The sequence below is a fragment of the Collinsella sp. i05-0019-G5 genome, from assembly GCF_042851345.1.
Taxonomy (GTDB): domain Bacteria; phylum Actinomycetota; class Coriobacteriia; order Coriobacteriales; family Coriobacteriaceae; genus Collinsella.
In genome coordinates this window covers 275,411-300,211 of sequence record NZ_AP031421.1, presented here as the reverse complement: position 1 = coordinate 300,211, position 24,801 = coordinate 275,411, and the positions used below count along the sequence as shown (strand labels likewise).

Sequence of the window (24,801 nt, the reverse complement as noted above, 5' to 3'; positions counted from 1 at the left end):
GGGCTAAACATTGTTCGAAAGTCAGAATGATTTATGCGGCTACTTCCAAAAGAGTACTGCAGATAGGCACAATTGCTGTACTGAGCCCGGTTGCCTTACGCCGCCGTCTGAGCCATGCGGGACAGACGGACCAGCAGCACAAAGCCAACAACCAGCAGAACGCCAATAGAAAGGACGCCCAGGGACGGGTTGCCGGTCAGCGAGGTGACAACCGACACCAGGAAGGTGCCCATAACGCTTGCGTAACGGCCAAAGATATCGAAGAAGCCGTAGTACTCGTTGGACTTTTCCTTGGGGATGATGCGGCCAAAATAGCTGCGGCTGAGCGCCTGCACGCCGCCTTGGAACAGGCCGACCATAATGGCAAGCACCCAGAATTCAAAGGCGGTCTTTAGGAAGAACGCGGCGAACAGCACAATCCCCATGTAGGCGGCGACCGCCACCAGGATCATGTTGAGCGTGCCCACGCGTCCGGCGAGCTTGCCGTAGATGATGGCGGACGGAAAGGCCACGAACTGCGTAACGAGCAGCGCCAGCACCAGCTGCGTCGAATCGATGCCCAAGGCCGATCCGTAACTGGTGGCCATGGAAATGACCGTGTGCACACCGTCGATATAGAAGAAGAACGCGATCATGTAGACCAGCACGGTCTTATTGTGGGCAATCTCGCGCATGGTGTGTCCGACCTCGGAGAACACACCGCCCACGATGTGGCCGATGGTGTCCTCGGGACCGCGCTCGCGACCGTACTTTTGCTTATAGGTGCGAATGAGCGGCAGGGTAAAGATGAGCCACCAGGCACCAGTGATGATAAACGACAGACGCGTTGCCAGCATGGTGGGGATGCCAAGAGCGGGGCCACCCATGATGAGCGCCAGGCAGATGACGAACGGCACGGTGGAACCGATGTAGCCCCAGGCATAACCCGAGCTGGACACGGCGTCCATGCGCTCGTCGGTGGTAATGTCAGGCAGCATGGCGTCGTAGAACGTCATAGAAGAGTTAAGGCCGATGGTGCACAGCACGTACACGGTCAAAAATGCCATGGCGGACATTGGGATAGCCTGCGCCAGGCAAAGCACCAGGCCCGTGAGGAAGAAGCCCAAGAAGAACTTGATCTTGTTGCCGGCGTAGTCGGCAAGTGCGCCCAGAATGGGCATGAGCATGGCGATGACCAGCGAGGCGATCGTCTGCGCATTGCCCCAAGCGACCACCAGGTCGGCCGAGGAAGCGCCGGTATTGATGGCGTTAAAGTAAATGGGCACCACCGAGGTATTGAGCAGCACGAGGGCCGAATTGCCCACATCGTACATAACCCAGTTACGCTCGAGCTTGGTGTATTTCATGGACAGGGACCCTTCGTATTTGCCCGATATGCAGTTAGTTCATCGTACCCCAATTGTCCAGAAGCACCGGTAAGGATTCGGCAAAGGGGCACGCATGAGCCCTATTCCTCGCGGTCGAACTCCTCATCGGCATTGAGCACGCGACCGCTGTAATTGACATGGTTGGTCACGGCTTCCATATCGCCGGTCTCGATAAAGCGGGCAACCGTGCACTCGTAATCGAGCAGCGCGCGGTCAAAGACCTCGGGGAAGCTCTCGGTCGAGACTTCATCGGTAAAGGGGTTCTTCCATGCCAAGTGGCCCAGGTTGCCGGTACGCTCGGGCAGCTCGGTCGTCACGCGGTGCGCAAGGCCGTCGAGCAGCGAATAATCGTGCACCAAGCCCTCGAGCAGGGCAATCGCGCGCGTCTTGGCCGAACCGGCCGGCTCGATAGTGCGGTAGAGCAGCTGCATGTCGGCTACGGCGCCGGCGTACTCCCCCGCCGGGATGTCGATACCGTACACGCGCCCGGCGACGTAGCTCATCAGCACGCCGGCAACACGATTGATGCGGTCGGTAGTGACGATCTCGCCCGCCGGCGGATAATCCTCGACCGTTGCCCCATCGCGCTTGAGCTGCAGCATCAGCACGTCCAAGTCGCTTTCGAGCACGGCGTGAACTTGACCGCCCGAAGCCTCGAGCTCGGGGTCGGACTCAACAATGCCAAACTGCTGCTCGTAGACAAAGGGGTGGGCATTGCGGTCGAGCACATAGTGCGACAGCAGGCCCAGCGCAAACGCGCGACCCAGATTGGCATCGCGCGGCTGCAGGTGCGACACGCCATCGCGCAGGCATGAGAACTGGCGCGACATGCGCGAGCGGTGCATGACCTGCGCCAGCAGCGTGCAGTCGGAAACACGCGGTGTCAGAATGTGAAAGAAAAACGGGTCGGGGCCTTGGTTGCCCAGGATAAAAGCGATGCGCTCCTCGTCGGACGCGATGACGCCCTGCGGAAGACGGTCGATGCTTTCCTCGCCAAACAGATGATGCGTAATGAGCGCGGGCATATTGTTCCTTTCGATTTCATTCGATGTCACCCATTATGCCCACCGCACGGCCATGCCAAACCTACGCCGGTAAACGTTGGCATGCGAACCGCCTACGCAAGCCCCAAGTGCGCCTTAACCTCGGCAGCGCGACGACGGGACACCGGCACCGTCGAGGTTACGCGATCGAGCCTGAGCTCCATAAGACCCGTGGAACCGATCTCGACATTATGCACGTCTTCCAAATTGACCAGATAGCTGCGATGGACGCGGATAAAGCCCTCGGAGGCCAAGCGACGCTCGAGCGAGGAAATCGACTCATTGATCAGGTATGTCCCCTCGGCACAGACCGCATTGCAAAAGTCGGCGCGCGCCTCAAAGTAGCAGACATCCGCCACGGGGATGAACACCTTTTTACCCCCGCGGTCCACCGTCAGGCGAAGGGGCTGGCGCGGGGTATGGACAGTGCGGCGAACACCCAGGGCGGTCTCGATCTTGTCGAGCGCCTTTGACAAGCGGGCGTCCTCGACCGGCTTGACGACGTAATCGACAGCATCGAGGTTATAGGCATCAGCCGCATACTCGGCAAATGCCGTCACAAACACCACGACCGGCGGCGTTTTTAGGTTCTGCAGCGTCTCGGCAAGCTCAATTCCCGAGCGACCGGGCATCGTGATATCCAAAAACAGCACGTCGGGCTTGTTCGACAGGATCGACTCCACGGCCTCGGTGACATTGCCCGCCTCGGCAATCTGGCCCACACGCGCATCCTTTTCCAACAGATAGCGTAGCTCGGCCCTAATAGGAGGCTCGTCATCAACCACCAAGATGTTCCAGCCTTCGGACATATGCGCTTCCCCTCTTTTTCTCTCAATCCAACCGCGTGCTACACCGTCAGCGGCGCCGGCTCATGCGGCTCGCCGTTCAACTCTACGATGACCTGCGTTCCCACGCCCTCCTGAGACTTCACGCGCATGCCAGAATCTTCTCCGTAAAAGAAATGGATGCGCTGAAGTACGTTAAAGAGCGCCAGGCCGCAACCTCGCTTGACGGAGCCGTCGGCAGTAATGCTCTCGGGCTCCTCTCGGCGATGCTGCTCAAACAGATGCGCGCAGACTTCTTCGCTCATACCGATGCCGTCATCTTCGACGATGATCTCCAAGCCGTCATCGGTCTCAAAAGCCCCAACACGAATAGAAAGCGGCTCGGTCTCGCGCTGGGCATGCTTGATGCAGTTTTCGAGCAGCGGCTGCAAGATAAACGGCGGCACCATGCTGTCGCGCACCTCAAAGTCGATGTCGACCGAAACGCGCAGACGGCCGTCGCCATACCGGGCCTGCATAAGATTGATATAACGAGTGCCCTGTTCCACCTCGTGCTCGAGTGTGGTGAGCGTATCGGAGTCAGAAAGCGTCTGACGATAGTAATTGGAAAAGTCGATCAGCAGCGATCGCGCCTTGTCGGGCTCGGCTCGCACGAGCGATACGATAGTGCTGATGGTATTGAACAGAAAATGCGGGTCGACCTGCGACTGCAGGGCGCGCAGCTCCACGCGGGCCGTAAGCTCGTCCTGGCGCTCGAGCTCAAAGCTGGCGAGCTGCGTGGAAATGAGATCGGCAAAACCCGAGGCCAACGCCGTCTGACGCATATCGATGCTGCTCAGGCGGGGGTAATACAACTCGAGCGTGCCCACGCAATGCCCGCGCACGGTAAGCGGCGCGACAATGCCGGCGCGCAGGCGGGGAAAATAACCGCCCGTCTCGTACGAGGCATCGCGCGAAAACACGCTTTGCTCACCGCTGTTGATCACGTTGAGCGTGGTCTCGAGCACCACCGGGGTGCCGGCAGGGCACTTTGCCGAGTCCTCGCCCCAGCTTGCCAGCACCTGCTTGCCGTCGGTAAAGCAGATGGCCGAGGCGATAGTTTCGGACAGAATGATTTTGGAGGCGCCCAGGGCAGCTTCGGGCGTAAGGCCACGCGATGTGTAGGCGAATATTTTTGATGCGATGGCGAGCGTACGGTCGGTTGCGCTCGATGTGAGGTCGTCGGGGACCACAAAGACATACGAGAAAAAGAAGCACAGCATGACCAGGCCGGCAATAACGACAACGCCCGGAACGGGATTGGGATTATCGGTTAAATCCCAGATAAGTAGCAGGATAAGCGCCGGAACGACGACACCGAGCAGGATGGCCTGAACCACATGCTGGGCCGTACGAAAGACCTTGGTAGAGTTGTAGCTCTTGCCCAGAATCAGCCTGTTTAAATCCACCGTCATCCCCTCTTGTCCGTAGCACCCATAGCAATAAAGAGGGCCGCAAGCGACCCTCTCCATTGCATTATGCAATCAAAAACTGTGTTTTACATCCAGCCATCGACAAACGGTATCTTAGGCGCTGTATTTGTTGGCCTCGCCAAAGGTGCCAGCCTCGACGATCCAGCCGTCCTTCATGATGACGTCCATGTTGTCGGTGTTGAGCACGTGGATGTCGGCGGCGACGTCACCGTTGACGACCAGCAGGTCGGCGCACTTGCCGGCCTCGATGGAACCGGTCTCGTCCTCGATGTGGCACATCTTGGCACCGTTGAGGGTGGCGCAGGTGATGGTCTCGACCGGGGTGAAGCCGATCTTGTCGACAAACTCGTACATCTCCTCGATGGAGCAGGTGCCGTACGGGGTGACGAAGGAGAAGGAGTCGGAGCCGATCGTCATGACGACGCCGCGCTTCTTGGCCTCGCGCAGGCAGTCGTAGTTGCGCTGCAGCTCCTTCTCGACCAGGGTGCCCTCGTACTTGTCGTGCAGCTCGGGGACGTAGACGGGCGGATAGGTGGCGTACCAGGTGGGCAGGAAGGCGATCGTCGGGGTGAAGAAGGTGCCCTGCTCGGCCATGAGGTCCATGGTGCGCTCATCGATATCGAAGCCGTGAATCAGCTGCTCGCAGCCAAAGCGGACGGAATCGTAGGCAGCGGCGTGGTTGTTGTAGCAGTGGCTCCACACGGGGATGCCGACCAACTTGGCCTCTTCGATCACGGCCTGGATCTCCTCGGAGCAGTAGTGCTGGTCGCGACCGGAGTCCCAGCGCCAGATGCCGCCACCGGTAGCCCAGATCTTGATGGCATCGGGGTTCTCGCGCAGGCGACGACGGACGGCCTTGCGCAGATCCCAAGGACCGTCGACCTGATCGCCCCAGGGGTGCGATTCCTTGTTGAGCTCCTGGCTGCAGTGGTGGGAGTCACCGTGACCGGCAACACGGCAGAAGCCGAGTCCGGTGGCCAGAACGCGCGGGCCCTTAAAGACGCCCTTGTCGATGCAGTCACGGATCTGGATACCAAAGCGGCCAATCTCGCAGACGGTGGTGAGGCCGTGGGTGAGGCAGTCGTAGGCCTGCTTGACGGCGACGGCCTGCTTCTCGAGGAGCGGCTGCATAACCCAATCGGTGTCATCGTCGGTCAGGTTGCCCGAGAAGTGCAGGTGGGTGTCGATCAGGCCGGGAAGGACGGTCTTGCCGGCGGCGTCGATAACCTCAACGCCCTCGGGAAGGTCCTGCATAGCACCGGCATACTCGATCTTGCCGTTGTCGTCGACGAGAACGAGGGAGTTCTCGACCGGCTCGGCACCGGTACCGTCGATGAGCTTGCCGCCAACGATTGCGTACTTAGTGGACATGGTTCCTCCTTATGGATCCATATAGTGGGCGAGGCCGTGTTGGGTTAAGGCCTCACAAAGCTACCCAAGTGGTGCCGGGTTCGGTGCGCGGGAGAGAGGATTCCGCGCACCCGATCCGCCCCGGCTAGGCGTTACTTTTTGCGGGAATTGGTGAAAGCCATGAGGGCCAGGCCAATAGCCAACCAGCCGATCACGATGCTCCACTCCACCATGTTGAGGGAGGCGGGAGAGAACGGGATCACGAGCAGGCCAATGATGGTGCCGCAGGCAACGATAGCGAGGCTGATGCCAAACTTGCCGCCGGGCACCTCGTAGGGACGAGGCAGGTCGGGCTCGGTGAAGCGCATGCGCAGGCAAGCGAGGGCGACCATGCCGCAGGAGAAGATGAAGGCGAGAGCCGACACGTTGGTCAGAGGGATGAGCATGTTCTTGCCCAGGAACGGACCGACGACAGTGATGACGCCCAGAACGACGCAGGCGAGCTTGGGAGCGCCGGACTTGGGATCGACCTCGGCGAACTTCTCGGGCAGCTGGCCCTTTCGGCCCATGGCGAGCATGATGCGGCTCGTGGCGCCGTAGAAGGAGTTCATCGGGCCCATGGGTCCAAGCGTGGCGATGACGAGCATGGCCAGGTACAGGAGCATGTTGATGCCCTTGAGGCAGGCAAGCGCGGGAACCGGGCTCTTAACGAACTCATGCCAGTCGAGGATGGTGCCGAACGAGTAGATGCAGACCATGTAGAAGCCGCCTGCGGCCAGCAGGGCCAGGGAGATGATCTTGCCGAACTTGTTCCAGTTGAGGCCCTCGGCTGCTTCCTCAGCCTGCTGAGGAATGGTGTCGAAGCCGGCGTAGAAGAACGGGGTCAGAACCAGGACCGAAACGATGCCTGCGAACAGGCTGGTGCCCTCGGTAGCAGGCTTGCCGCCGCCAGCACCGGTGACCTGGGAGAACACGGGCATGGCGTTGTCCGGCGAGCCGGTGAACAGCGAGACGCCCATGGCGAGCAGCATGCCGCAGAGCAGGGCCTTGGTCAGGAAGGCCTGCAGCTTGGCGGCCGAGCTGGCACCGCGGAAGTTGAGGAAGATGACGTAGGTTGCAAAGCCGAGCGCGATCAACGTCGGGAACAGGTAAACGTCGGCGCCCAGGATGGTATAGAGCTTGACGGCACGCAGCCACTCAAGACCGGGTAGGCTGCCGAACATCTCGGACACGAGGGTCGAGATAGCGATTGCCTCCCACGGGCACAGGATGCCGTTGCCCAGGGCCAGGAGCCAACCGGTGATATAGCTCAGCGTACGGCCAAAGCTACGATCGACATACTCGACGATGCCGCCCGAGATGGGGATAGCAGCCGTGAGCTCACCGAAAACAGCTCCGACGGGCACGAGAAAGATTGCACCCAAGAGGAATGCGATCATAGCGGGAACGGGACCGCCGCCCACGACCATCCAGTCGCCGACCTGCAGAACCCAACCGGTACCGATGATGGCACCGAAACCGATGGTGAAGAAGTTCCAGAGCGAAAGCGTTTTCTTCATGCCACCGTTACCCTCGACTGCAACTTCTGCGTTCTTGTCCGCCATTATTCCCCTCCTTTCCTTATTGACGCCTCTTTGACGTCACCCCTTGCGCGGCCTGTTTTGCCGCACGCTTTTATTTCGTGGCTTTACAATACGGCCTTGGCACAGCAGCGCCGCTTGCGGCTCGACCGAAGGCAGAACTGCAAAACGAGCGGCGCCGTTTTTGGGATGAACGGCACGGTTTGCCGCTCATTGTTGTCGCCCGTCCGACGGGCGTACGCTCATCGGACGCATATAGAGATGTTTTTGAGGCCGTGTGTTTTGCGCCTTTCGTACCGTTTACCGAGCTTTTGACGCGCGGACCCATTTGTTGCACATCTTTTTTGTAGGATAGACAGGTTATACATGAGACAAGGCGGTACGAATGGCATACGGATACAACGACGGTGATCAACGGCGACAAAGCGTTCGCCTTGCTGGCCGCACCACGCCGACGCCCAGAAGTGCCACGAGCAGCAATCCGCAACGCCCTCAAGAGCAACCCAGGCCTTCGTCTCGGCAGCAGACAAACAGAACACGGCAGAGTGGCCGTCCGAGCACGGGCACAAGCGCACAGCAAGATAGCCGCTTGGGCGCGCGCACTCGACAGCGCCAAGCCGAGGTTCCGCAACTGCGCCGCAACGGCGCACGTCAGCCCGGCAGCCATATCAACCGCTTCTTTTCGCATCCCCAAGGCGGACGCGACGGCAAGCCCTACCGCTCGACATCGTACGTGAATGCCCCCGCCCTGCCGGCTCGTCGGCTTTGCCTCGCACTGTGCTCTATCCTCATCTGTCTGGTCTTTGTGCTTATGAGCTCCTGTATGTCCCACGGCTCGGCCGGTCTCGAGCCCACCGCCGAGGACAAGCTGCTCAGGGCCCCCGTCGCGCCCGGTTATTCTTTCGCCTTTTCGACCCCGCGCTCGCAATGGCAAGCCGGCACGATGCCCCATATCTATCAGATCGACCCTGCATGGTCGGAGCTGCCTTACGCCGGCGGTACCATCCGCCAAAATGCCTGCGGGCCTACGTGCCTCACCATGGTCTATATCTTTAAGACGGGACGCACCGATATGACCCCCGTCAATATGTGCGCGCTTTCCGAGGCAGGCAATTACGCCCCCACCGGTGCAACCGAATGGTCGTTTATGACGAGCGGTGCGTGGCAGTTGGGACTTAACGGAACGGAGCTTCATAACGATCGCGACTCGATGACTCAGGCGCTGCGTTCGGGAGCGCCCGTCATCGCCGCCGTTCGGCCGGGCACCTTTACCAACGTGGGCCACTACATTGTACTTTACGGTATTGACGACGCCGACCAGATTGAAGTCTTCGATCCCAACTCGGCCAGCCGCAGCGCCCGCCGCTGGGGCGTCGTAGAGGTCCTCAACGAAGTCGAAGCCATGTGGGCCTACTACTAGTCACTGGGGACAGACTTAAATGAGTGGTCTCTGGATGCCCGGAACTGCTGGCACGGAAAGCGCACCCCGCTTTGAAGTTCGATAGCGGGATGCGCTTTCCGTTAGCGGCCTGTTTGGGAAACTGGGGGCCATTTTTCGGGCAAATTCCGGGATGTATTTTCCGGTTGAAGGCCCCGGGGAAACTGTGCCCCATTTTGGACGCTCATTGTGAGATGCACTTTCCGCAGTTGATTGGTGCTACTCATTTAAGTCTGTCCCCAATGACTACCGATAGCAAAAGCCCCGCAGTCGGAGCGGACTGCGGGGCTCATGAAGAGAGGCTAGTCTGTGGGCGCTTTGCCTGGCGCCCACGAGAGATGCAACGGAGTAGGGACTACTCGTGGATGCGGGTACCGGAGAGGCCGGCCATGGTCTCGGCGGCCTTGTCCAGGGCGCCGATGATGCAGGTGCGGCCCTTGCGGGAGCGGGCGAACTTGATGGCGGCGCGGACCTTGGGCTCCATGGAACCCTTGCCGAACTGGCCCTCGTCGGCCAGGCGCTCGGCCTCGTCGGCGGTGAGGTCCTCGAGCTCCTCCTGGTTGGGCTTGCCAAAGTTGATGGCGACATGCTCAACGGCGGTCAGCAGGAACAGGACGTCGGCGTCGCAGTCCTCGGCCAGCAGCTCGCCGCCCAGATCCTTGTCGATAACGGCGGGAACGCCCTTGTAGCAGCCCTTGTTCTCGTAGTCGCGGACGACGGGGATGCCGCCGCCACCGCAGGCGATGACGATGAACTCGTTGTCGAGCAGGTTGAGGATGGAGTCAGCCTCGACGATCTTCTTGGGATCGGGGGAGGCGACGACGCGACGCCAGCCGCGGCCGGAGTCCTCGACGAAGACCTTGGAGGGGTCCTCGGCCATGAACTCCTTGGCCTGCTCCTCGGTGTAGAAGGGGCCGATCGGCTTGGTCGGGTTCTTGAACGCGGGATCGTCCGGGTCGCACTCGATCTGGGTGACGACGGTGGCGGCGTGCCAACGCTTATAGCGCTTGTGCATCTCGCGGCCGATGCCCTGCTGCAGGTGGTAGCCGATGTAGCCCTGGGACATGGCGCCGCACTCGGGCAGCGGCATCTCGGGGGTGCCGATGGCGTCGTGGGCAGCGGCGAAGGCGTTCTGGATCATGCCGACCTGCGGGCCGTTGCCGTGGGTGATGATGATCTCGTTGCCCTGCTCGATGAGGCCGAGGAGAGCGTGGGCGGTGTTGCTCACGGCCTCGATCTGCTCGACGGGGTTGTTGCCGAGGGCGTTGCCGCCGAGGGCGACGACAATACGATCGGGCTTTCCGTACGGTTTACTCATAGTGTTCGTTCACTTCCCAGCTACTAGCGAAGCGTCGCGTACATCATGGCCTTAATGGTATGCATGCGGTTCTCGGCCTCCTGGAACACGCGAGACTGCGCGCTCTCAAAGACCTCGTCGGAAACCTCCATCTCGGTCACGCCGAACTTCTCGGCAATCTCGGCGCCGATGGTGGTCTGCGTATCGTGGAAGCTCGGCAGGCAGTGCATAAAGATGGCGCCGGGGTTTGCCTTGGCCATGACCTCGGGCGTTACTCGATAGGGAGAGAGAAGATCGATTCGGCTCTTCCACAGCTCCTCAGCCTGGCCCATACCGACCCAAACGTCCGTATAGATCACGTCTGCATCCTTGACGCCCTCGTCGATATCCTCAGTGAGCTGGATCGTGCAGCCATTCTGAGCGGCGATCTCCTGGCAGCGCTCAAGAAGCTCGGGATCGAAGTGCGTGGCGCCCTCGACATCGCCCTTGGGTCCGCAGGAGCAGAAGTTAATGCCGAGCTTGGCGCAGATAACCATCAGGGAGTCGCTGACGTTGCCCTGCTCCTTGCCCATATAGGTGAGCTTCATGCCGCGCGTGTCGCCAAACTCCTCACGCATGGTAAGAATGTCGGCAAGGGCCTGGGTGGGATGGTACTCGTTGGTCAGACCGTTCCAGACGGGAACGCCAGCCTTGGCGGCAAGCTCCTCGACGATTGACTGGTCGGAGCCGCGATACTCAATACCGTCATACATGCGACCGAGCACGCGGGCGGTATCCTCGATGGACTCTTTCTTGCCCATCTGCGACGAGCCGGGGTCGAGGTAGGTCACGCCCATACCCAGGTCCATACCGCCGACCTCGAAGGCACAGCGCGTGCGCGTTGAGGTCTTCTCAAACAGCAGGACAATGTTCTTGCCCTCGAGAAAGCGGTGCGGATAACCGGCGCGCTTCATATCCTTGAAGTTCTTTGAGAGGTCGAGCATGTACTCGATTTCCTCGGACGTAAAGTCAAGCAGGGTAAGAACGCTTCGACCAGAAAGATTAAGAGCCATGATTTGAGTCCTTTCGGTTGTTGGAACACACAAGGAGGGATGGGCGGCGCAGACCACACGCGCCGCCCAGATACGCTAACGCTGACTAGATTTCCTCACGCCAGAACGGCATGGTCATGCAACGCGGGCCGCCGCGACCGCGAGAAAGCTCCTCGGAGGGGGCGACGAGCAGCTCGACGCCAGCCTTGTAAAGAGCATCGTTGGTTACAACGTTGCGCTCATACACGCAGACCTTGCCCGGTGCGACCGCAAGAGTGTTGGAACCATCGTTCCACTGCTCACGGGAAGCCTCGATCGGATCGCCACCACCGCACTCAATCATGGTGATATGGTCCATACCCGTCGCAAGCTCGAGGATATGCTGCAGGGTGCCCTCGAGTTCCTCGATATGCACCTCCCCCTCCGAATCGCCCTTGGTCAGGCGGTAGGCACGAAGCGTCTGGTAGATGCCGGGATAGACCGTGAACTTATCGCGATCGACCTGCGTGCAGACGGTGTCGAGGTGCATGTAGGCATAGCCGTGCGGAATCTTGATGGCATAGATGTTCTCGATCTCGGCCTCATCGGAACCCCAGAACATATTCTTGGCGAGCTCATCGATGGCTGCAGTCTGGGTGCGCTCGGAAATACCGATGGCGAGCGTCTTGGCGTTGATGTTGAGGATATCGCCGCCCTCGATATGCCACTCGCTGTTGTGGTCATACCAAATGGGGCTACCAGCGTAATCAGGATGGTTACGCAGCACCGTTTCGTAGAAGATTACCTCGCGATTGCGCTGATTCCAGTACATGCGGTTCATGGTAGCGCCCTTGCCCACGACAGCCAGAGGGTCACGGGAGAAATACGAGGCCGGCATGGGGAACAGCACCATATCGTCGCCCTTCAGCTCGTCGCCGTCCAGGCTGGCAAGAGAGCCGCCGACATGCGGGATCTCGAGGTCGCGCACATACAGTCCGCCCATAGCTGTGAGGACAAATTCCTTGTTGTCCTTGATGGAATCGAGCTTCTCGACAACCGCCTGGCGAAGAGCGGCGTTCTTGATACCCGACTCGTTCATGAACTTTCCCATGAACTCCGCACGCGCGCCCTCGACCTTATCAAACGTCTCGGCAACCAGGTCTTCCATATAGACGACCTCGGCGCCAGCGCCGCGAAGAAGGTCGGTAAACTGATCGTGCTCTTTCTGGGCATAGTCCAGATAGAACGCGTCGTGAATCCAAACGCGGTCGAAATCCTCCGCCTTCATGTTTACAAGATCCATACCGGGGCGATGGACGCACACCTTCTTAAGGGCGCCAATCTCGCTATGAACGTTCAGTCCTTTGTTCATCTCTATCCTTCTTTCTTACAACTGTATGTAAGGTTTTGCTTTTACGGCAAGGGGATAAGGCCCGAAACCGCAGTGAATGCCATGCAGATAACGCTCACGACCAGGAAGAATTTCCAAGCAACCTTCCACCACTGGCCAAGCGGAATCTTGCAGACGCCAAGACCGGCAACGAGCATCGCGCTTGTTGGCGAAATGAGAGACATGGCCGCGCTGCCCATGGAAAGACCCGTAACTGCAGCCTCGGGGTTTAAGCCCATCAGCTCAACAAGCGGGCCAAAAATTGGAATCGTAAGAGCAGCGATACCCGAAGAGCTCGGAACGAGGATCGACAGAAGGTTATCCACGACATAGAGGATGCTCGTAAAGATAACGGCTGGAACTCCAGTGAGAGCCGTGGCGAGCGTATTGAGAATCGTATCGATGATGAGGCCGTCATTGGCGATTACGAGGATTCCGCGGGCAAGTCCAACAACGATGGCAGAGAACGCGAAATCTGCAATTCCCTTAACGAACTCGCCAGCGATCTCCTTCTCATTCATCCCGGAAACAACACCAGAAAGAAGGGCCATGGCCAAGAAAATCGCAGAGATTTCGTTCATGTACCAGCCCTGGGCTACCAGGCCCCAAATGATAGCGCCAAGTCCAAGCACGAAAATAACCATGACGGCTTTTTGCTTAGCGGTGAACTCGCTATCGAGGAGGTTCTCATCCGCGCCAAACTCTTTGCGTTTCTCGATATCATCGTGGAAAGCGGGGGACGCTTCGGGGTTTTTCTTAACCTTGAGGGCATACATTACAACCCATGCGACGGCAACCGCCGTGAGCACGGCAAGGGCAATAGTACGCAACCAAAGCTGGGGGTTGCCCTGGATACCGAGGATGCCCTGGGAAATCAGGACGTTGAACGGATTGACGGTAGATGCGATGTATCCGATACGGGCACCCACAAACACCGTCATGAACGCTGTAATTGAGTCGAAGCCCATGGCCATCATGATCGGCATAAGAATCGCAAAGAACGGAAGCGTCTCCTCTGCCATACCAAAGGTGCTGCCGCCCAAGGCAAAAAGCACCATTAGGATCGGAATGATGAGGACGTCCTTGCTCTTGAACTTCTTCACCACTCGGGCGACGCCGCTCGTGATGGCTCCGGTCGCCGTGATGACCTGGAAGGAACCTCCCACGATCATAATGAATGCAACGACCTCGACCGCTTGCTGGATGCCGATCGCAGGGGCCTCAAGTACTTCGAAGATGCCTTGGCGAAGATCGACCTCGTTGCCGTCCTCGTCCGTATAGACCTTATCGACAGGCTCATAGGTGCCCGAGACCGTTACCTCGCGACCGTTAACCTCCTGGCGCTCAAACGAACCCGAAGGCACGACCCAGGTCAGAACGGCAAATACGGCCATCAAGACGAGAATGATGGTGTACACGTGCGGGACTCGAGGAGTGCGCTTCTTTTCTGTCTCTGCCATCTCTCCTCCTTAATTCAGGGGTTTTTCGTTGCCGGCAAAGCCATTGTGTCATCGCGCAAAACACCCTTCCGTCTCTTCGCCCGCCAACGAAGCGCATCAACCCGTAAACGGATTTCAGATTGATGTAATTTGTCAATTTGCTATCTAAATTGATGTTTAACATCAATTACTAAGCCGGTTCGTGCCATTCACCTGTGACAGATATGATGTAAATTTAATCAAACTCGTAATGTGCCACTATGGAAGCAATAAATACTCACCGCCAAAGCGAGGTCACATGTCCGCATTGCATGTTCAAAATGAAATAGGAAAGCTAAAAAAGGTGCTTCTGCACTGTCCCGGCCCCGAAACGCGCAACTACCCCGACGGGCAGTTCAATCGGGTCTTTACGTTGCGTCCGTCTAGCAGCTCATTCGATCTTGATAAAGCCCTTAGGGAGCATCATGCTTACTCGGCGATGCTCGAGCACGAAGGGGTAGAGATTCTCTATCTTGAAAACCTTCTTACCGAAGCCCTTGATGCGACAGAGCAAGCGCGTCGCTCTTTTATCGATAGCTACATTTCAGAATGCGGCGCGCGGGGCATTGAGCTCGAGTCTGCCATTCGCGAGTATCTCGAGCGCATCGAAGGCTCCCGCGCCCTTGCTCAAGCAGCAGTCAACGGCATCCGCTACTCCCAGGTCTTCAACACAGATAAAGAGGTGTTCAGCCTCACGAAACTGACGGCAGACGCATACTCACCTGACGATCTTCTCGTAAGCCCCCTTAACACCATGTGGTTCACACGCGATCCGGCGAGCGTCATCGGCGAAGGCGTTACGCTCAACCACATGTACTGGCCAGAGCGCAACCGTGAGGTTATCGCCTACAAAACGATTTTTACCTATCACCCAGATTTCCGCGAGACCCCTCAGTTCTTCAAGCATGAATCGACTTACCACATTGAAGGCGGCGACCTGCACAACCTCAACAGCGAAAACATAGCCGCTGGAATCTCGCAACGAACCGAGCCGGCGGCGATAGACACTTTAGCAAATAACTTGCTGTGGGATGAGAACTCGACTATTGAGTCCGTATGGGCCATTCAGGTCCCCTACGATGACCTCTGCATTCATCTCGACACATATTTCACTCGCGTTGACTACGAGACATTCCTCGTTGCTCGGGAGCTTCTCGACCAAGCGCGAGTCTACCGCATTACGCGGGGCAGATCGGAAGGGACAACCCGTGCGTGTCATGTCGCAGGCGGACTGAAAGAAGCGTTGCGATTAGCCCTAGGTTCAAGTTCGTTGCAGTTTATCCTTTGCGGTGGCTCAAATCCCGGAGCAGCAGAGGTCGAAAGGACCAACAATGCCACAAGCACCCTTTGTTTGGAGCCAGGCAAGGTCTGCGTATACGAAGAAAACGCCGAAACCAACAAAGCGCTGGAGCAGGCCGGTATTGACCTTATTCCCATCTCTATCTTTGAGCTGACAAACGGCTTTGGCGGCCCCAACTGCCTCTGCCTCCCCCTCGTCCGCACTTCATAACATGGGAACGGGTCAAAACATAAAGGCGCTTCGCAAGCGCGACCAGCTGACACAGGAGGAATTCGCGGCACTCATCGGCGTCTCCAAAGAAACGGTATGCCGCTGGGAAAAGGACCGCTATACAATCCGCCGCTCAACGTTGCTCAAGATAGTATCGAAATTTAACCTGCAGCTCGACGACCTCACATCTGAAACCGCAGGGCTTGCCGCAAAGCTCGACCACGAGGGGCGGAAGGGGGAATCCAAAGAAGTTACTACTGATTCCCTTTGCGATGTATTTAAAATCTTGAAGAATGGAGGCAGAACGGGACTTAAACAAACCGGAATAACCGCGCTTCCCTCATCCGTATTCAAGAAACATCGCGGGTGCTTCTTTGTTCAAATGGACACGTCCGCCATGTCCAAATGCTATCCGATTGGATCCCTTCTCCTCGTGGATCCAAACCTGAAACCCTGGAACGGATGCTCCGTCCTCGCTTTGGCCGATAATTCAAGAATCGTCATACGTCGTTATAGCACCGGTACGAACACCGTGATGCTCTCATCCTACTCATATCGCACAGCGGAACCGGATATCGTGCTGGACAAACGCCGAATTAGGATTCTGGGAATCATCGTCTGGTTTCAGGCATCCCATGATCTGAGCATCTAACCAAATTTGCTCTTGTTTACCCCCTGCACACATCTCAAACAGCAAAAGCCCCGCAGTCGGAGCGGACTGCGGGGCTCATGAAGAGAGGCTAGTCTGTGGGCGCTTTGCCTGGCGCCCACGAGAGATGCAACGGAGTAGGGACTACTCGTGGATGCGGGTACCGGAGAGGCCGGCCATGGTCTCGGCGGCCTTGTCCAGGGCGCCGATGATGCAGGTGCGGCCCTTGCGGGAGCGGGCGAACTTGATGGCGGCGCGGACCTTGGGCTCCATGGAACCCTTGCCGAACTGGCCCTCGTCGGCCAGGCGCTCGGCCTCGTCGGCGGTGAGGTCCTCGAGCTCCTCCTGGTTGGGCTTGCCAAAGTTGATGGCGACATGCTCAACGGCGGTCAGCAGGAACAGGACGTCGGCGTCGCAGTCCTCGGCCAGCAGCTCGCCGCCCAGATCCTTGTCGATAACGGCGGGAACGCCCTTGTAGCAGCCCTTGTTCTCGTAGTCGCGGACGACGGGGATGCCGCCGCCACCGCAGGCGATGACGATGAACTCGTTGTCGAGCAGGTTGAGGATGGAGTCAGCCTCGACGATCTTCTTGGGATCGGGGGAGGCGACGACGCGACGCCAGCCGCGGCCGGAGTCCTCGACGAAGACCTTGGAGGGGTCCTCGGCCATGAACTCCTTGGCCTGCTCCTCGGTGTAGAAGGGGCCGATCGGCTTGGTCGGGTTCTTGAACGCGGGATCGTCCGGGTCGCACTCGATCTGGGTGACGACGGTGGCGGCGTGCCAACGCTTATAGCGCTTGTGCATCTCGCGGCCGATGCCCTGCTGCAGGTGGTAGCCGATGTAGCCCTGGGACATGGCGCCGCACTCGGGCAGCGGCATCTCGGGGGTGCCGATGGCGTCGTGGGCAGCGGCGAAGGCGTTCTGGATCATGCCGACCTGCGGGCCGTTGCCGTGGGTGATGATGATCTCGTTGCCCTGCTCGATGAGGCCGAGGAGAGCGTGGGCGGTGTTGCTCACGGCCTCGATCTGCTCGACGGGGTTGTTGCCGAGGGCGTTGCCGCCGAGGGCGACGACAATACGATCGGGCTTGCCAAGAGGCTTAGACATTGCTGGAATCCTTTCTGTAAAAGGCCTACAACCCATTAATAACCCGCGTCCGTGCAATACGCGAGTTTATTAAGGTTTATATTCTCTTTATCGCTCATTTTATTCATTTTGAAAATAGTTTAACGGTGAACGGTCGTTTTTACCCGCTCAGCGTAAAGAAGCCCAGCTCACACATGTTTACGTCATCTACGTGCGACTTTATTTAATTAGAGCAGTGATTGGGCCAGATTATGCAAACTATATCTTTGCTAAACACATAACGGACACTGCAATTATTTACTCGCACTATACGAGATTCTATGCACTTGCAAGACAAGTATGCACCCCTGCAATAACACGGGGCTTTTCATCCAACAAAAGGGATAGCCGAACGCGCTTCACTTTGCGGCAAGCGATTGTGAGTTCGCAGTATGGAACTTTACCGTCGGATACTGCATGAACGCCGCTGATGCCCTTTCGCTCCTGCCCACCCAAGCAGCCGAGAACGCTAACGGCGTCCCCAGCGTTTTCGCATGGCACCGCGCCGACTCGATGGCTTTGAGACCTAAGCGAATCTTTGCTATCTGACAATTTTTGTATGATTTGGGTCATTCCTATCTGCCAATTTTTGTATGATTATGGGCAAATCTATTTGCCAATTTTTGTCATTGAGGGGTTTTATGCTACGCCGTAAGGTCACTGACAGGCTTTTGAGCTGGAAGAACAACTCCAATAAAGCGTTGCTTGTTACTGGTGCGCGTCAGATTGGCAAGAGCTATGCGATTCGCGCGTTTGGTAAAGACAACTACACGTCGTATTTTGAGGCCAATTTGCTGCTCGATGCCGAGGCAAGAGATGTGCTCATTGGCGCTAAGAACGCCGTTGACTTTATCAACCGCGTGGCCCTTCTTGCGGATGCACCGCTTGTTGAGGGAGATACGCTTATCTTTGTCGATGAAATACAGGAGTATCCGCAGATCGTCACACTCATGAAGGCGTTGGTCGAGGACGGGCGCTTTAGCTATGTCTTCTCGGGGTCTATGCTTGGGACTGAGTTTAAGGGGATCTCTTCTTTTCCGGTGGGGTATGTAGAGCACATTGTTATGCGCCCGATGGATTTTGAAGAGTTTTGTTGGGCAAACAGCGTAAGCGAGAATGTGCTTGCAGGCATTCGCAGCTGCCTTGTCGAGAAACATCCTGTCGAAAACTATATTCATGAGGCGATGCTCAAGAACTATAGAGCCTATATCGTTTGCGGCGGCATGCCGGAGGTCGTTCAGAATTATATTGATTCGGGTTATTCGCTCGTGAGCACACGTGAGCTTCAAACTCAGCTGGTCGATCAGTACAAAAGCGATATCTCAAAATATGCATCGACTCGAGCGTTTAACGTTCGGTCGATTTTTGAGCAAATTCCCGTTCAGCTTGAGGCGGAGTCTCATCGCTTTGTTGTTTCGTCTCTGGGTGAGGGAGCTCGCCTTAAAAAATATGAGCAGGATTTCCTGTGGCTTGTTAACGCAGGTGTTGGATTGATGGTCGCCAGGGTGACGGAGCCACGGAGTCCTCTCAAGAGGACGGAGAAAACGACAGCCTTCAAACTATACGAGTCTGATACAGGCATGCTCGCATCGCGATACCCCGGCAGCACCGCACGCGCTGTCTATCTTGATATGAAAACTCCCAACCTTGGTGGTCTCTATGAGAACGTGGTCGCGCAGGAACTCGTTGCCCTCGGGGCGGATGCATGGTACTACCAAACGCGTGAGGTCGGTGAAGTTGACTTTGTGATCGAAGGCGTCCACGGTCATGTTGTCCCAATCGAGGTCAAATCGGGCAAGAAAGTTCGAGCGCACGCGGCCCTCGATCGTCTGATGAGTGTGGGCGAGTACAAAATTCCCGAAGCCGTTGTACTAAGCCACGAGAATCTCAGCAAAGAGGGCAAGGTTCTGTACGTTCCAATCTACATGACGTTTTGTCTCGATGAGTTTATGGAAAAGGATGACCCCAATAACGATTTCTCGTTCGCACCCATATCTCTCTAGCCATTTGAATCCGCAATCCAGCCCCGTCCACACATCAATGCATTTCCCAAGGTGCTGCGCGTTTCGCGCCAAAGGCGCGAAAAAGCAAAGGGATAAGGCGTTGCAACAGCCACGCCCCCCCATCCATCCCCAAAGTAACGCGCCTTTCGCGGTAAAGCCGCGAAACAGCGAAGGGGACGGAATACCCGACCAACTACGTCCTTCATCCGCCCACACAATCCGAGGACGTAGTCGCAGCAGGATCTGAGGGCTGACCTTCGCGGACACTCCGCAGGACGAAAGAACCCCCGCCGCACGTAGTGCGCAGCGGGGGTTCTTTCATGTCCGAGGACGTCCGCGAAGGTCAGCCCTCAGATCCTGCGGTGAGAGACCTAGGCCTCGTTGTACACCGTCTTGAGCTTCAGCAGGTGAGCGTAGCGGTCCATAGCGGCCTGCTCGTTCTCCTTGAAGAGCTCCTCGGCGCGCTCGGGGAAGGAACGCGTCAGCGAAGCGTAACGGGCCTCGTTCATCAGGAACTCCTGATAACCGCCCGCGGGCTCCTTGGAATCGAGCGAGAACTTCTTGCCGGCAGCAGCCTCGGGGTTGAAGCGGAAGAGGTTCCAGTAACCGCACTCGACAGCCTTCTTCATCTCGGCCTGGCAGTTCTGCATGCCGCCCTTCTTGATGGAGTGCATCTCGCAGGGGCTGTAGCCGATGATGAGGGACGGGCCGTCGTAGGCCTCGGCCTCGTGGATGGCCTTGAGGGTCTGAGCCGGGTTGGCGCCCATGGCGACCTGCGCCACGTAGACGTAGCCATAGCTCATGGCAATCTCGGCCAGGGACTTCTTCTTGGTCACCTTACCGGCAGCGGCGAACTGAGCGACCTGGCCCAGGTTCGAGGCCTTGGAGGCCTGACCACCGGTGTTGGAGTAAACCTCGGTGTCGAAGACGAAGACGTTGACGTTGTGGCCGGAAGCCAGGACGTGGTCCAGGCCACCGAAGCCGATGTCGTAGGCCCAACCGTCGCCGCCGAAGATCCAGAAGGACTTCTTGGTGAGGTAAGCCTTGTCGGCGAGGATCGCCTTGGAAGCGTCGCAGCCGCACTTCTCGAGCTCGGCAATGTAGGCAGCGGCAGCGGTCTTGGAAGCCTCGGCGTCGTTGACGGAGTCGAGCCAAGCCTGGCCGGCGGCCTTGAGCTCATCGGACGGACCATCGGCAGCGATGATGTCCTGGGTAGCGGCGATCAGCTTGTGCTGAACGGCCTCATAGCCAACGGCCATGCCCAGACCATGCTCGGCATTATCCTCGAACAGGGAGTTGTTCCACGCCGGGCCGTGACCGTCCTTGTCCTTGCAGTAAGGAGCGGTGGCAGCGGGGTTGCCCCAAATGGAGGAGCAGCCGGTGGCGTTGGAGATGAACATGCGGTCGCCGGCGACCTGGGTCACCAGACGTGCATAGGCGGTCTCGGCGCAGCCGGCGCAGGAACCCGAGAACTCCAGGTAGGGCTGCTTAAACTGGCTGCCCTTGACGTTGGCCGCGATGAGCTCCTTCTTCTCGGAGACGTTCTCGACCATGTAGTCCCAAACGGGCTGCTGGTCCATCTCCTGCTCGGTGGGAACCATCTCGAGGGCGCCCTTGGGGCAGACCTTGACGCAGTTGGTGCAACCCATGCAGTCGAGCGGGGACACGGCCATGGTGAACTTCATGCCCTTGGCCTTGGGGCCCATGGCGTCGAGCGTGCGGGTAGCCTCGGGCGCGGCGGCAGCCTCGTCCTCGGTCATCGCGAACGGACGGATGGTGGCATGCGGGCACACATAGGCGCACTGGTTGCACTGGATGCACTTGGTCTCGTCCCAGTGAGGAACGACCACGGCGACGCCGCGCTTCTCGTATGCGGAGGCGCCCAGCTCAAACTGGCCGTCGGCGCAGCCGACGAAGGCGGAAACGGGCAGGCTGTCGCCATCCATGCGATCGATGGGCTCGAGCAGGTTCTTGACCTGCTGGGCGATGGCGGACTTGGTCTCCTCGGAGAGCTCGACGGGAGCGGCGTCCTCGGCGGTAGCCCAGTCGGCCGGAACCTCGAACTTACGGAAAGCGGTAGCGCCGGCATCGATGGCCTTGTGGTTGGCGTCGACGATAGCCTGGCCCTTCTTCATGTAGGACTTGGTAGCCGCGTCCTTCATGTACTGCAGGGCGTCCTCGGCGGGCAGGACCTTGGCCAGCGCGAAGAAGGCGGACTGGAGCACCGTGTTGGTGCGCTTGCCCATGCCGACCTTAGCGGCCAGGTCGATAGCGTCGATCAGGTAGACGTTGACGTTGTTGTTCGCGATGTAGCGCTTGGCCACGGCGGGCATGTGCTCGGCGAACTCCTCGTCGCTCCACTGGCAGTTGACCAGGAAGGTGCCGCCCGGCTTGACGTCGCGGACCATCTTGAAGCCCTTAACGATGTAGCTGGGGTTGTGGCAAGCGACAAAGTCGGCCTTGGTCACGTAGTACGGCGAGCGAATCGGGGAATCGCCAAAACGCAGGTGCGAGACGGTGACGCCGCCGGTCTTCTTGGAGTCGTACTGGAAGTAGGCCTGGACGTACTTGTCGGTGTGGTCGCCGATGATCTTGATCGAGTTCTTGTTGGCGCCGACGGTACCGTCGCCACCCAGACCCCAGAACTTGCACTCGATGGTGCCGGGGGCTGCGGTGTTGGGCGCATCCTCGGCCTCGGGCAGGCTCAGGTTGGTCACGTCATCGACAATGCCGATGGTGAACTCGCGCTTGGGCTCGTCCTTCTTGAGCTCCTCGAAGACAGCGAACGCGGACGCGGGAGGCGTGTCCTTGCTGCCCAGGCCATAACGGCCGCCGACGACCTTGATGCCCGTCTTGCCGGCCTCGTAGAGAGCGGAGACGACGTCCTGGTAGAGCGGCTCGCCGATGGAACCCGGCTCCTTGGTGCGGTCCATGACGGCGATCTTCTGGACGGTCTCGGGAAGAACGTCGACGAAGTGCTTGATGGAGAACGGACGGAACAGACGAACCTTGACCAGGCCGACCTTCTCGCCGTGAGCGTTGAGGTAGTCGATGACTTCCTCGAGCACGTCGCAGAAGGAGCCCATGCACACGACGACGCGGTCGGCATCGGGAGCGCCGTAGTAGTTGAACAGGCCGTAATCGGTGCCGAGCTTCTCGTTGATCTTCTTCATGTAGCCCTCGACGACGGCGGGAAGCTCGTCGTAGACCTTGTTGCAGGCCTCACGGTTCTGGAAGAAGATATCGCCGTTCTCGTGGCTGCCGCGGGTGTGCGGGTGCTCAGGGTTGAGCGCGTGGTCGCGGAAAGCCTGGACGGCGTCCATGTCGCACATCTCGGCCAGATCCTTGTAGTCCCACATGGCGACCTTCTGGATCTCGTGGCTGGTGCGGAAGCCGTCGAAGAAGTTGAGGAACGGGGTCTTACCCTCGATGGCGGCAAGGTGAGCCACCGGCGAGAGGTCCATGACCTCCTGGACGTTGCCCTCGGCGAGCATGGCGAAACCGGTCTGGCGGCAGGCCATGACGTCGGAGTGATCACCAAAGATGTTCAGGGCGTGCGAAGCGACGCAACGCGCGGAGACGTGGAAGACGCCCGGGAGCTGCTCGCCCGCGATCTTGTACATGTTCGGGATCATCAGGAGCAGGCCCTGGGAAGCCGTGTAGGTGGTGGTCAGAGCACCGGCGCCCAGCGAACCGTGAACGGTACCGGCTGCACCTGCCTCGGACTCCATCTCGACGACCTTGACCGGGGTGCCGAAGATGTTCTTGCGACCCTGGGCCGCCCACTGGTCGACATGGTCGGCCATCGGGCTGGACGGCGTAATGGGATAGATTCCCGCTACCTCGGTGTACGCATACGAAACATATGCGGCCGCCTCGTTGCCGTCCATAGACTTAAACTTACGCGCCATATACCCCTCTCCTCTCATATAGGTATACAGGCCCCGGCGATCGCCGGGATGTTGGCGTGATGGGATTTACGCTGTTGCTTCCAATCATCTGGCAGGCAGGCTCAGCAGCAGGTACATGGCGTGGAGAGAAGACATGCCGAGGCGAGGGGCAGCTGATGCGCCCTACAGGCCCGACCGCCCGTCTTGCACATGACCGAGCGCCGCAAAGGCCGCATGCCGGATGCTCCCGGGCACGCCCCGGCGATGGGAAGCGCCCGCAACGGAAATCCGCATGCGGGTTTATTGTACCCCGCCTTCAAGTGTAATTTCGGCAAATATAGGCGGGCGGTAAAGGTTTACCTTGGGTGACTGCCAAGGGCCAAAATGGCCTCTCCATCCCCAGGCGACCGGCTCTGGCGCGCCGAGGAGTGTCCCCAAGTGCCGGCAGAAAAGGAACGTCCCTATCTGCCGGCTAGAGGGCACCGAAGAGGATGGCGTAGGTAGTGGATTCGCCGAGCTTGAGCTCGTCGCCGGGATTGAGTTGGGCGGAACGGCCGGGCTCGACCTGAATGCAGACGCGCGTGGCCCCGTTTACCACCACGGTTCCGTTGGTGGACGACAAGTCCTCGACGTGCCAGATATTTTGAGCATCGCACCAGATATGGGCATGGCGGGCCGAGACATCGTCGCCGACGTCGGTAATATCGCCCTCACCAGTGGCCAGCGCGCCAATCTCAACACCCTGCTCACTCGGCTGAATCCAGCGCGGGGCGCTCACGACAAAACTGTTTTGCACGCGCAGCAAGCCCAAGGGGTGCGCCGGGGCGGGTTCGCGCTCGCCTGCGGTCATCGACATGCCAAGCGAACGCGGCATGGAGGTGCCTCCGCCACAGGTCGCGTGCGCGTAGTCGATGGCATAGTTCACCGAGGACCGCACATCCGCCGAACAACCGACGGCGACAAACAGCACCAGCACGGCCTCGGCGCGCTCGGCGGGCATGAGTTCCGCCGCCTGGGACAGGCGATCGAGCGCGTTGCGATAGAGATTCGTGTCCTGGTGGCACTCTTCGAGCGCGCGTACCATCGGTTCACCTGCAGGACCGCACACCATATTGATCACAGCCGTGGAGTCCATGGGATTGCGCTGGCGCAGGGCCAGTTGCGACATAATACGCGCAGCCGAGGTACCGTATTCGGCAAAGTAGCGCTGCTGAAGCGTGCCGACCGGCGCGCGAACGATAAAGCGGGAAACCCAAGAGCGATCGGCGGCTCGGCTCTGCGGGCTGCGGCCGTCGGCGAGCGGACGGGACGAAAGCACCAAGCCGCACAGCTCGATATGGCTCAGATGCGCCGCGCGCTTAAAGATGTCAAACATGGCCCCGCATGGGGTGAGCTCAACTTGAGATGCCATGAC

General features: G+C 58.8%; 17 protein-coding genes. 4 read left to right on the top strand and 13 right to left on the bottom strand.

Annotated elements, in window-relative coordinates:
- Positions 1–95: 95 nt before the first annotated feature.
- The 6 genes from ACGHIZ_RS01235 to ACGHIZ_RS01210 all read right to left on the bottom strand — a co-directional run bounded on the left by ACGHIZ_RS01235 (position 96) and on the right by ACGHIZ_RS01210 (position 7,621).
- A complete protein-coding gene (locus tag ACGHIZ_RS01235) occupies positions 96–1,346 on the bottom strand; it encodes an MFS transporter (protein WP_390448555.1) in 1,251 nt (416 codons plus the stop codon).
- A gap of 101 nt (positions 1,347–1,447) precedes the next feature.
- A complete protein-coding gene (locus tag ACGHIZ_RS01230) occupies positions 1,448–2,392 on the bottom strand; it encodes a zinc dependent phospholipase C family protein (protein ID WP_390448552.1) in 945 nt (314 codons plus the stop codon).
- A 92-nt stretch (positions 2,393–2,484) separates the two neighbouring features.
- Positions 2,485–3,219: a LytR/AlgR family response regulator transcription factor gene (locus tag ACGHIZ_RS01225; RefSeq protein WP_390448549.1), complete on the bottom strand. Its 735-nt coding sequence runs from the start codon at positions 3,217–3,219 to the stop codon at positions 2,485–2,487.
- Between the two features lie 38 nt (positions 3,220–3,257).
- On the bottom strand, positions 3,258–4,643 hold the full coding sequence (locus ACGHIZ_RS01220; RefSeq protein ID WP_390448546.1) for a sensor histidine kinase: 1,386 nt from the start codon (positions 4,641–4,643) through the stop codon (positions 3,258–3,260).
- Between the two features lie 117 nt (positions 4,644–4,760).
- A complete protein-coding gene (locus ACGHIZ_RS01215; protein ID WP_117648122.1) occupies positions 4,761–6,038 on the bottom strand; it encodes an amidohydrolase family protein in 1,278 nt (425 codons plus the stop codon).
- Between the two features lie 131 nt (positions 6,039–6,169).
- A complete protein-coding gene (locus tag ACGHIZ_RS01210; RefSeq protein ID WP_118385411.1) occupies positions 6,170–7,621 on the bottom strand; it encodes an APC family permease in 1,452 nt (483 codons plus the stop codon).
- A gap of 565 nt (positions 7,622–8,186) precedes the next feature.
- On the opposite strand from ACGHIZ_RS01210, the gene ACGHIZ_RS01205 reads away from it, so the two are divergent.
- Complete coding sequence (locus ACGHIZ_RS01205) at positions 8,187–9,017, top strand: C39 family peptidase (RefSeq protein WP_390448542.1); 831 nt, start codon at positions 8,187–8,189, stop codon at positions 9,015–9,017.
- A 373-nt stretch (positions 9,018–9,390) separates the two neighbouring features.
- Here the strand turns inward: ACGHIZ_RS01205 and arcC (ACGHIZ_RS01200) are convergent, their stop codons facing one another.
- The 4 genes from arcC (ACGHIZ_RS01200) to ACGHIZ_RS01185 form a co-directional block, all read right to left on the bottom strand.
- Positions 9,391–10,353, bottom strand: coding sequence for a carbamate kinase (gene arcC / locus ACGHIZ_RS01200; RefSeq protein WP_117794039.1), 963 nt, complete (start codon positions 10,351–10,353; stop codon positions 9,391–9,393).
- Between the two features lie 23 nt (positions 10,354–10,376).
- Positions 10,377–11,384 carry an ornithine carbamoyltransferase gene (gene argF / locus ACGHIZ_RS01195; RefSeq protein ID WP_117584179.1) on the bottom strand — a complete coding sequence of 336 codons (1,008 nt, stop codon included), beginning with the start codon at positions 11,382–11,384 and terminating at the stop codon, positions 10,377–10,379.
- An 85-nt stretch (positions 11,385–11,469) separates the two neighbouring features.
- Positions 11,470–12,714 (bottom strand): arginine deiminase family protein, encoded by a 1,245-nt coding sequence (locus ACGHIZ_RS01190; RefSeq protein ID WP_117779474.1) that lies wholly within the window; start codon positions 12,712–12,714, stop codon positions 11,470–11,472.
- Between the two features lie 41 nt (positions 12,715–12,755).
- Positions 12,756–14,192: a YfcC family protein gene (locus ACGHIZ_RS01185; RefSeq protein WP_199413514.1), complete on the bottom strand. Its 1,437-nt coding sequence runs from the start codon at positions 14,190–14,192 to the stop codon at positions 12,756–12,758.
- Positions 14,193–14,469: 277 nt separating this feature from the next.
- Between ACGHIZ_RS01185 and ACGHIZ_RS01180 the strand changes: the two genes are divergently transcribed.
- Positions 14,470–15,720 carry an arginine deiminase family protein gene (locus tag ACGHIZ_RS01180; RefSeq protein WP_390448537.1) on the top strand — a complete coding sequence of 417 codons (1,251 nt, stop codon included), beginning with the start codon at positions 14,470–14,472 and terminating at the stop codon, positions 15,718–15,720.
- A 1-nt stretch (position 15,721) separates the two neighbouring features.
- Positions 15,722–16,372: a LexA family transcriptional regulator gene (locus tag ACGHIZ_RS01175; protein WP_055252611.1), complete on the top strand. Its 651-nt coding sequence runs from the start codon at positions 15,722–15,724 to the stop codon at positions 16,370–16,372.
- A 141-nt stretch (positions 16,373–16,513) separates the two neighbouring features.
- On the opposite strand, the gene arcC (ACGHIZ_RS01170) is transcribed toward ACGHIZ_RS01175, so the two are convergent.
- The gene (gene arcC, locus ACGHIZ_RS01170; protein WP_006235166.1) at positions 16,514–17,476 is read right to left on the bottom strand and encodes a carbamate kinase; all 963 of its coding nucleotides are present in this window, start codon (positions 17,474–17,476) and stop codon (positions 16,514–16,516) included.
- A gap of 659 nt (positions 17,477–18,135) precedes the next feature.
- Here arcC (ACGHIZ_RS01170) and ACGHIZ_RS01165 point away from each other — a divergent pair.
- Entirely contained in the window at positions 18,136–19,497 is a 1,362-nt protein-coding gene (locus tag ACGHIZ_RS01165; protein WP_390448532.1) for an ATP-binding protein, read from the top strand.
- Between the two features lie 371 nt (positions 19,498–19,868).
- On the opposite strand, the gene nifJ is transcribed toward ACGHIZ_RS01165, so the two are convergent.
- Positions 19,869–23,408 carry a pyruvate:ferredoxin (flavodoxin) oxidoreductase gene (nifJ, locus tag ACGHIZ_RS01160; protein ID WP_390448530.1) on the bottom strand — a complete coding sequence of 1,180 codons (3,540 nt, stop codon included), beginning with the start codon at positions 23,406–23,408 and terminating at the stop codon, positions 19,869–19,871.
- 451 nt (positions 23,409–23,859) lie between these two features.
- Positions 23,860–24,798 (bottom strand): FHA domain-containing protein, encoded by a 939-nt coding sequence (locus tag ACGHIZ_RS01155; protein WP_390448527.1) that lies wholly within the window; start codon positions 24,796–24,798, stop codon positions 23,860–23,862.
- Positions 24,799–24,801 lie beyond the last annotated feature (3 nt).

Coding starts and splice junctions, on each gene's coding strand:
- ACGHIZ_RS01235 (WP_390448555.1), bottom strand. CDS start 1,346: ATGAAATACACCAAGCTCGAGCGTAACTGGGTTATGTACGATGTGGGC.
- ACGHIZ_RS01230 (WP_390448552.1), bottom strand. CDS start 2,392: ATGCCCGCGCTCATTACGCATCATCTGTTTGGCGAGGAAAGCATCGAC.
- ACGHIZ_RS01225 (WP_390448549.1), bottom strand. CDS start 3,219: ATGTCCGAAGGCTGGAACATCTTGGTGGTTGATGACGAGCCTCCTATT.
- ACGHIZ_RS01215 (WP_117648122.1), bottom strand. CDS start 6,038: ATGTCCACTAAGTACGCAATCGTTGGCGGCAAGCTCATCGACGGTACC.
- ACGHIZ_RS01210 (WP_118385411.1), bottom strand. CDS start 7,621: ATGGCGGACAAGAACGCAGAAGTTGCAGTCGAGGGTAACGGTGGCATG.
- arcC (WP_117794039.1), bottom strand. CDS start 10,353: ATGAGTAAACCGTACGGAAAGCCCGATCGTATTGTCGTCGCCCTCGGC.
- argF (WP_117584179.1), bottom strand. CDS start 11,384: ATGGCTCTTAATCTTTCTGGTCGAAGCGTTCTTACCCTGCTTGACTTT.
- ACGHIZ_RS01190 (WP_117779474.1), bottom strand. CDS start 12,714: ATGAACAAAGGACTGAACGTTCATAGCGAGATTGGCGCCCTTAAGAAG.
- ACGHIZ_RS01185 (WP_199413514.1), bottom strand. CDS start 14,192: ATGGCAGAGACAGAAAAGAAGCGCACTCCTCGAGTCCCGCACGTGTAC.
- ACGHIZ_RS01180 (WP_390448537.1), top strand. CDS start 14,470: ATGTCCGCATTGCATGTTCAAAATGAAATAGGAAAGCTAAAAAAGGTG.
- ACGHIZ_RS01175 (WP_055252611.1), top strand. CDS start 15,722: ATGGGAACGGGTCAAAACATAAAGGCGCTTCGCAAGCGCGACCAGCTG.
- arcC (WP_006235166.1), bottom strand. CDS start 17,476: ATGTCTAAGCCTCTTGGCAAGCCCGATCGTATTGTCGTCGCCCTCGGC.
- ACGHIZ_RS01165 (WP_390448532.1), top strand. CDS start 18,136: ATGCTACGCCGTAAGGTCACTGACAGGCTTTTGAGCTGGAAGAACAAC.
- nifJ (WP_390448530.1), bottom strand. CDS start 23,408: ATGGCGCGTAAGTTTAAGTCTATGGACGGCAACGAGGCGGCCGCATAT.
- ACGHIZ_RS01155 (WP_390448527.1), bottom strand. CDS start 24,798: ATGGCATCTCAAGTTGAGCTCACCCCATGCGGGGCCATGTTTGACATC.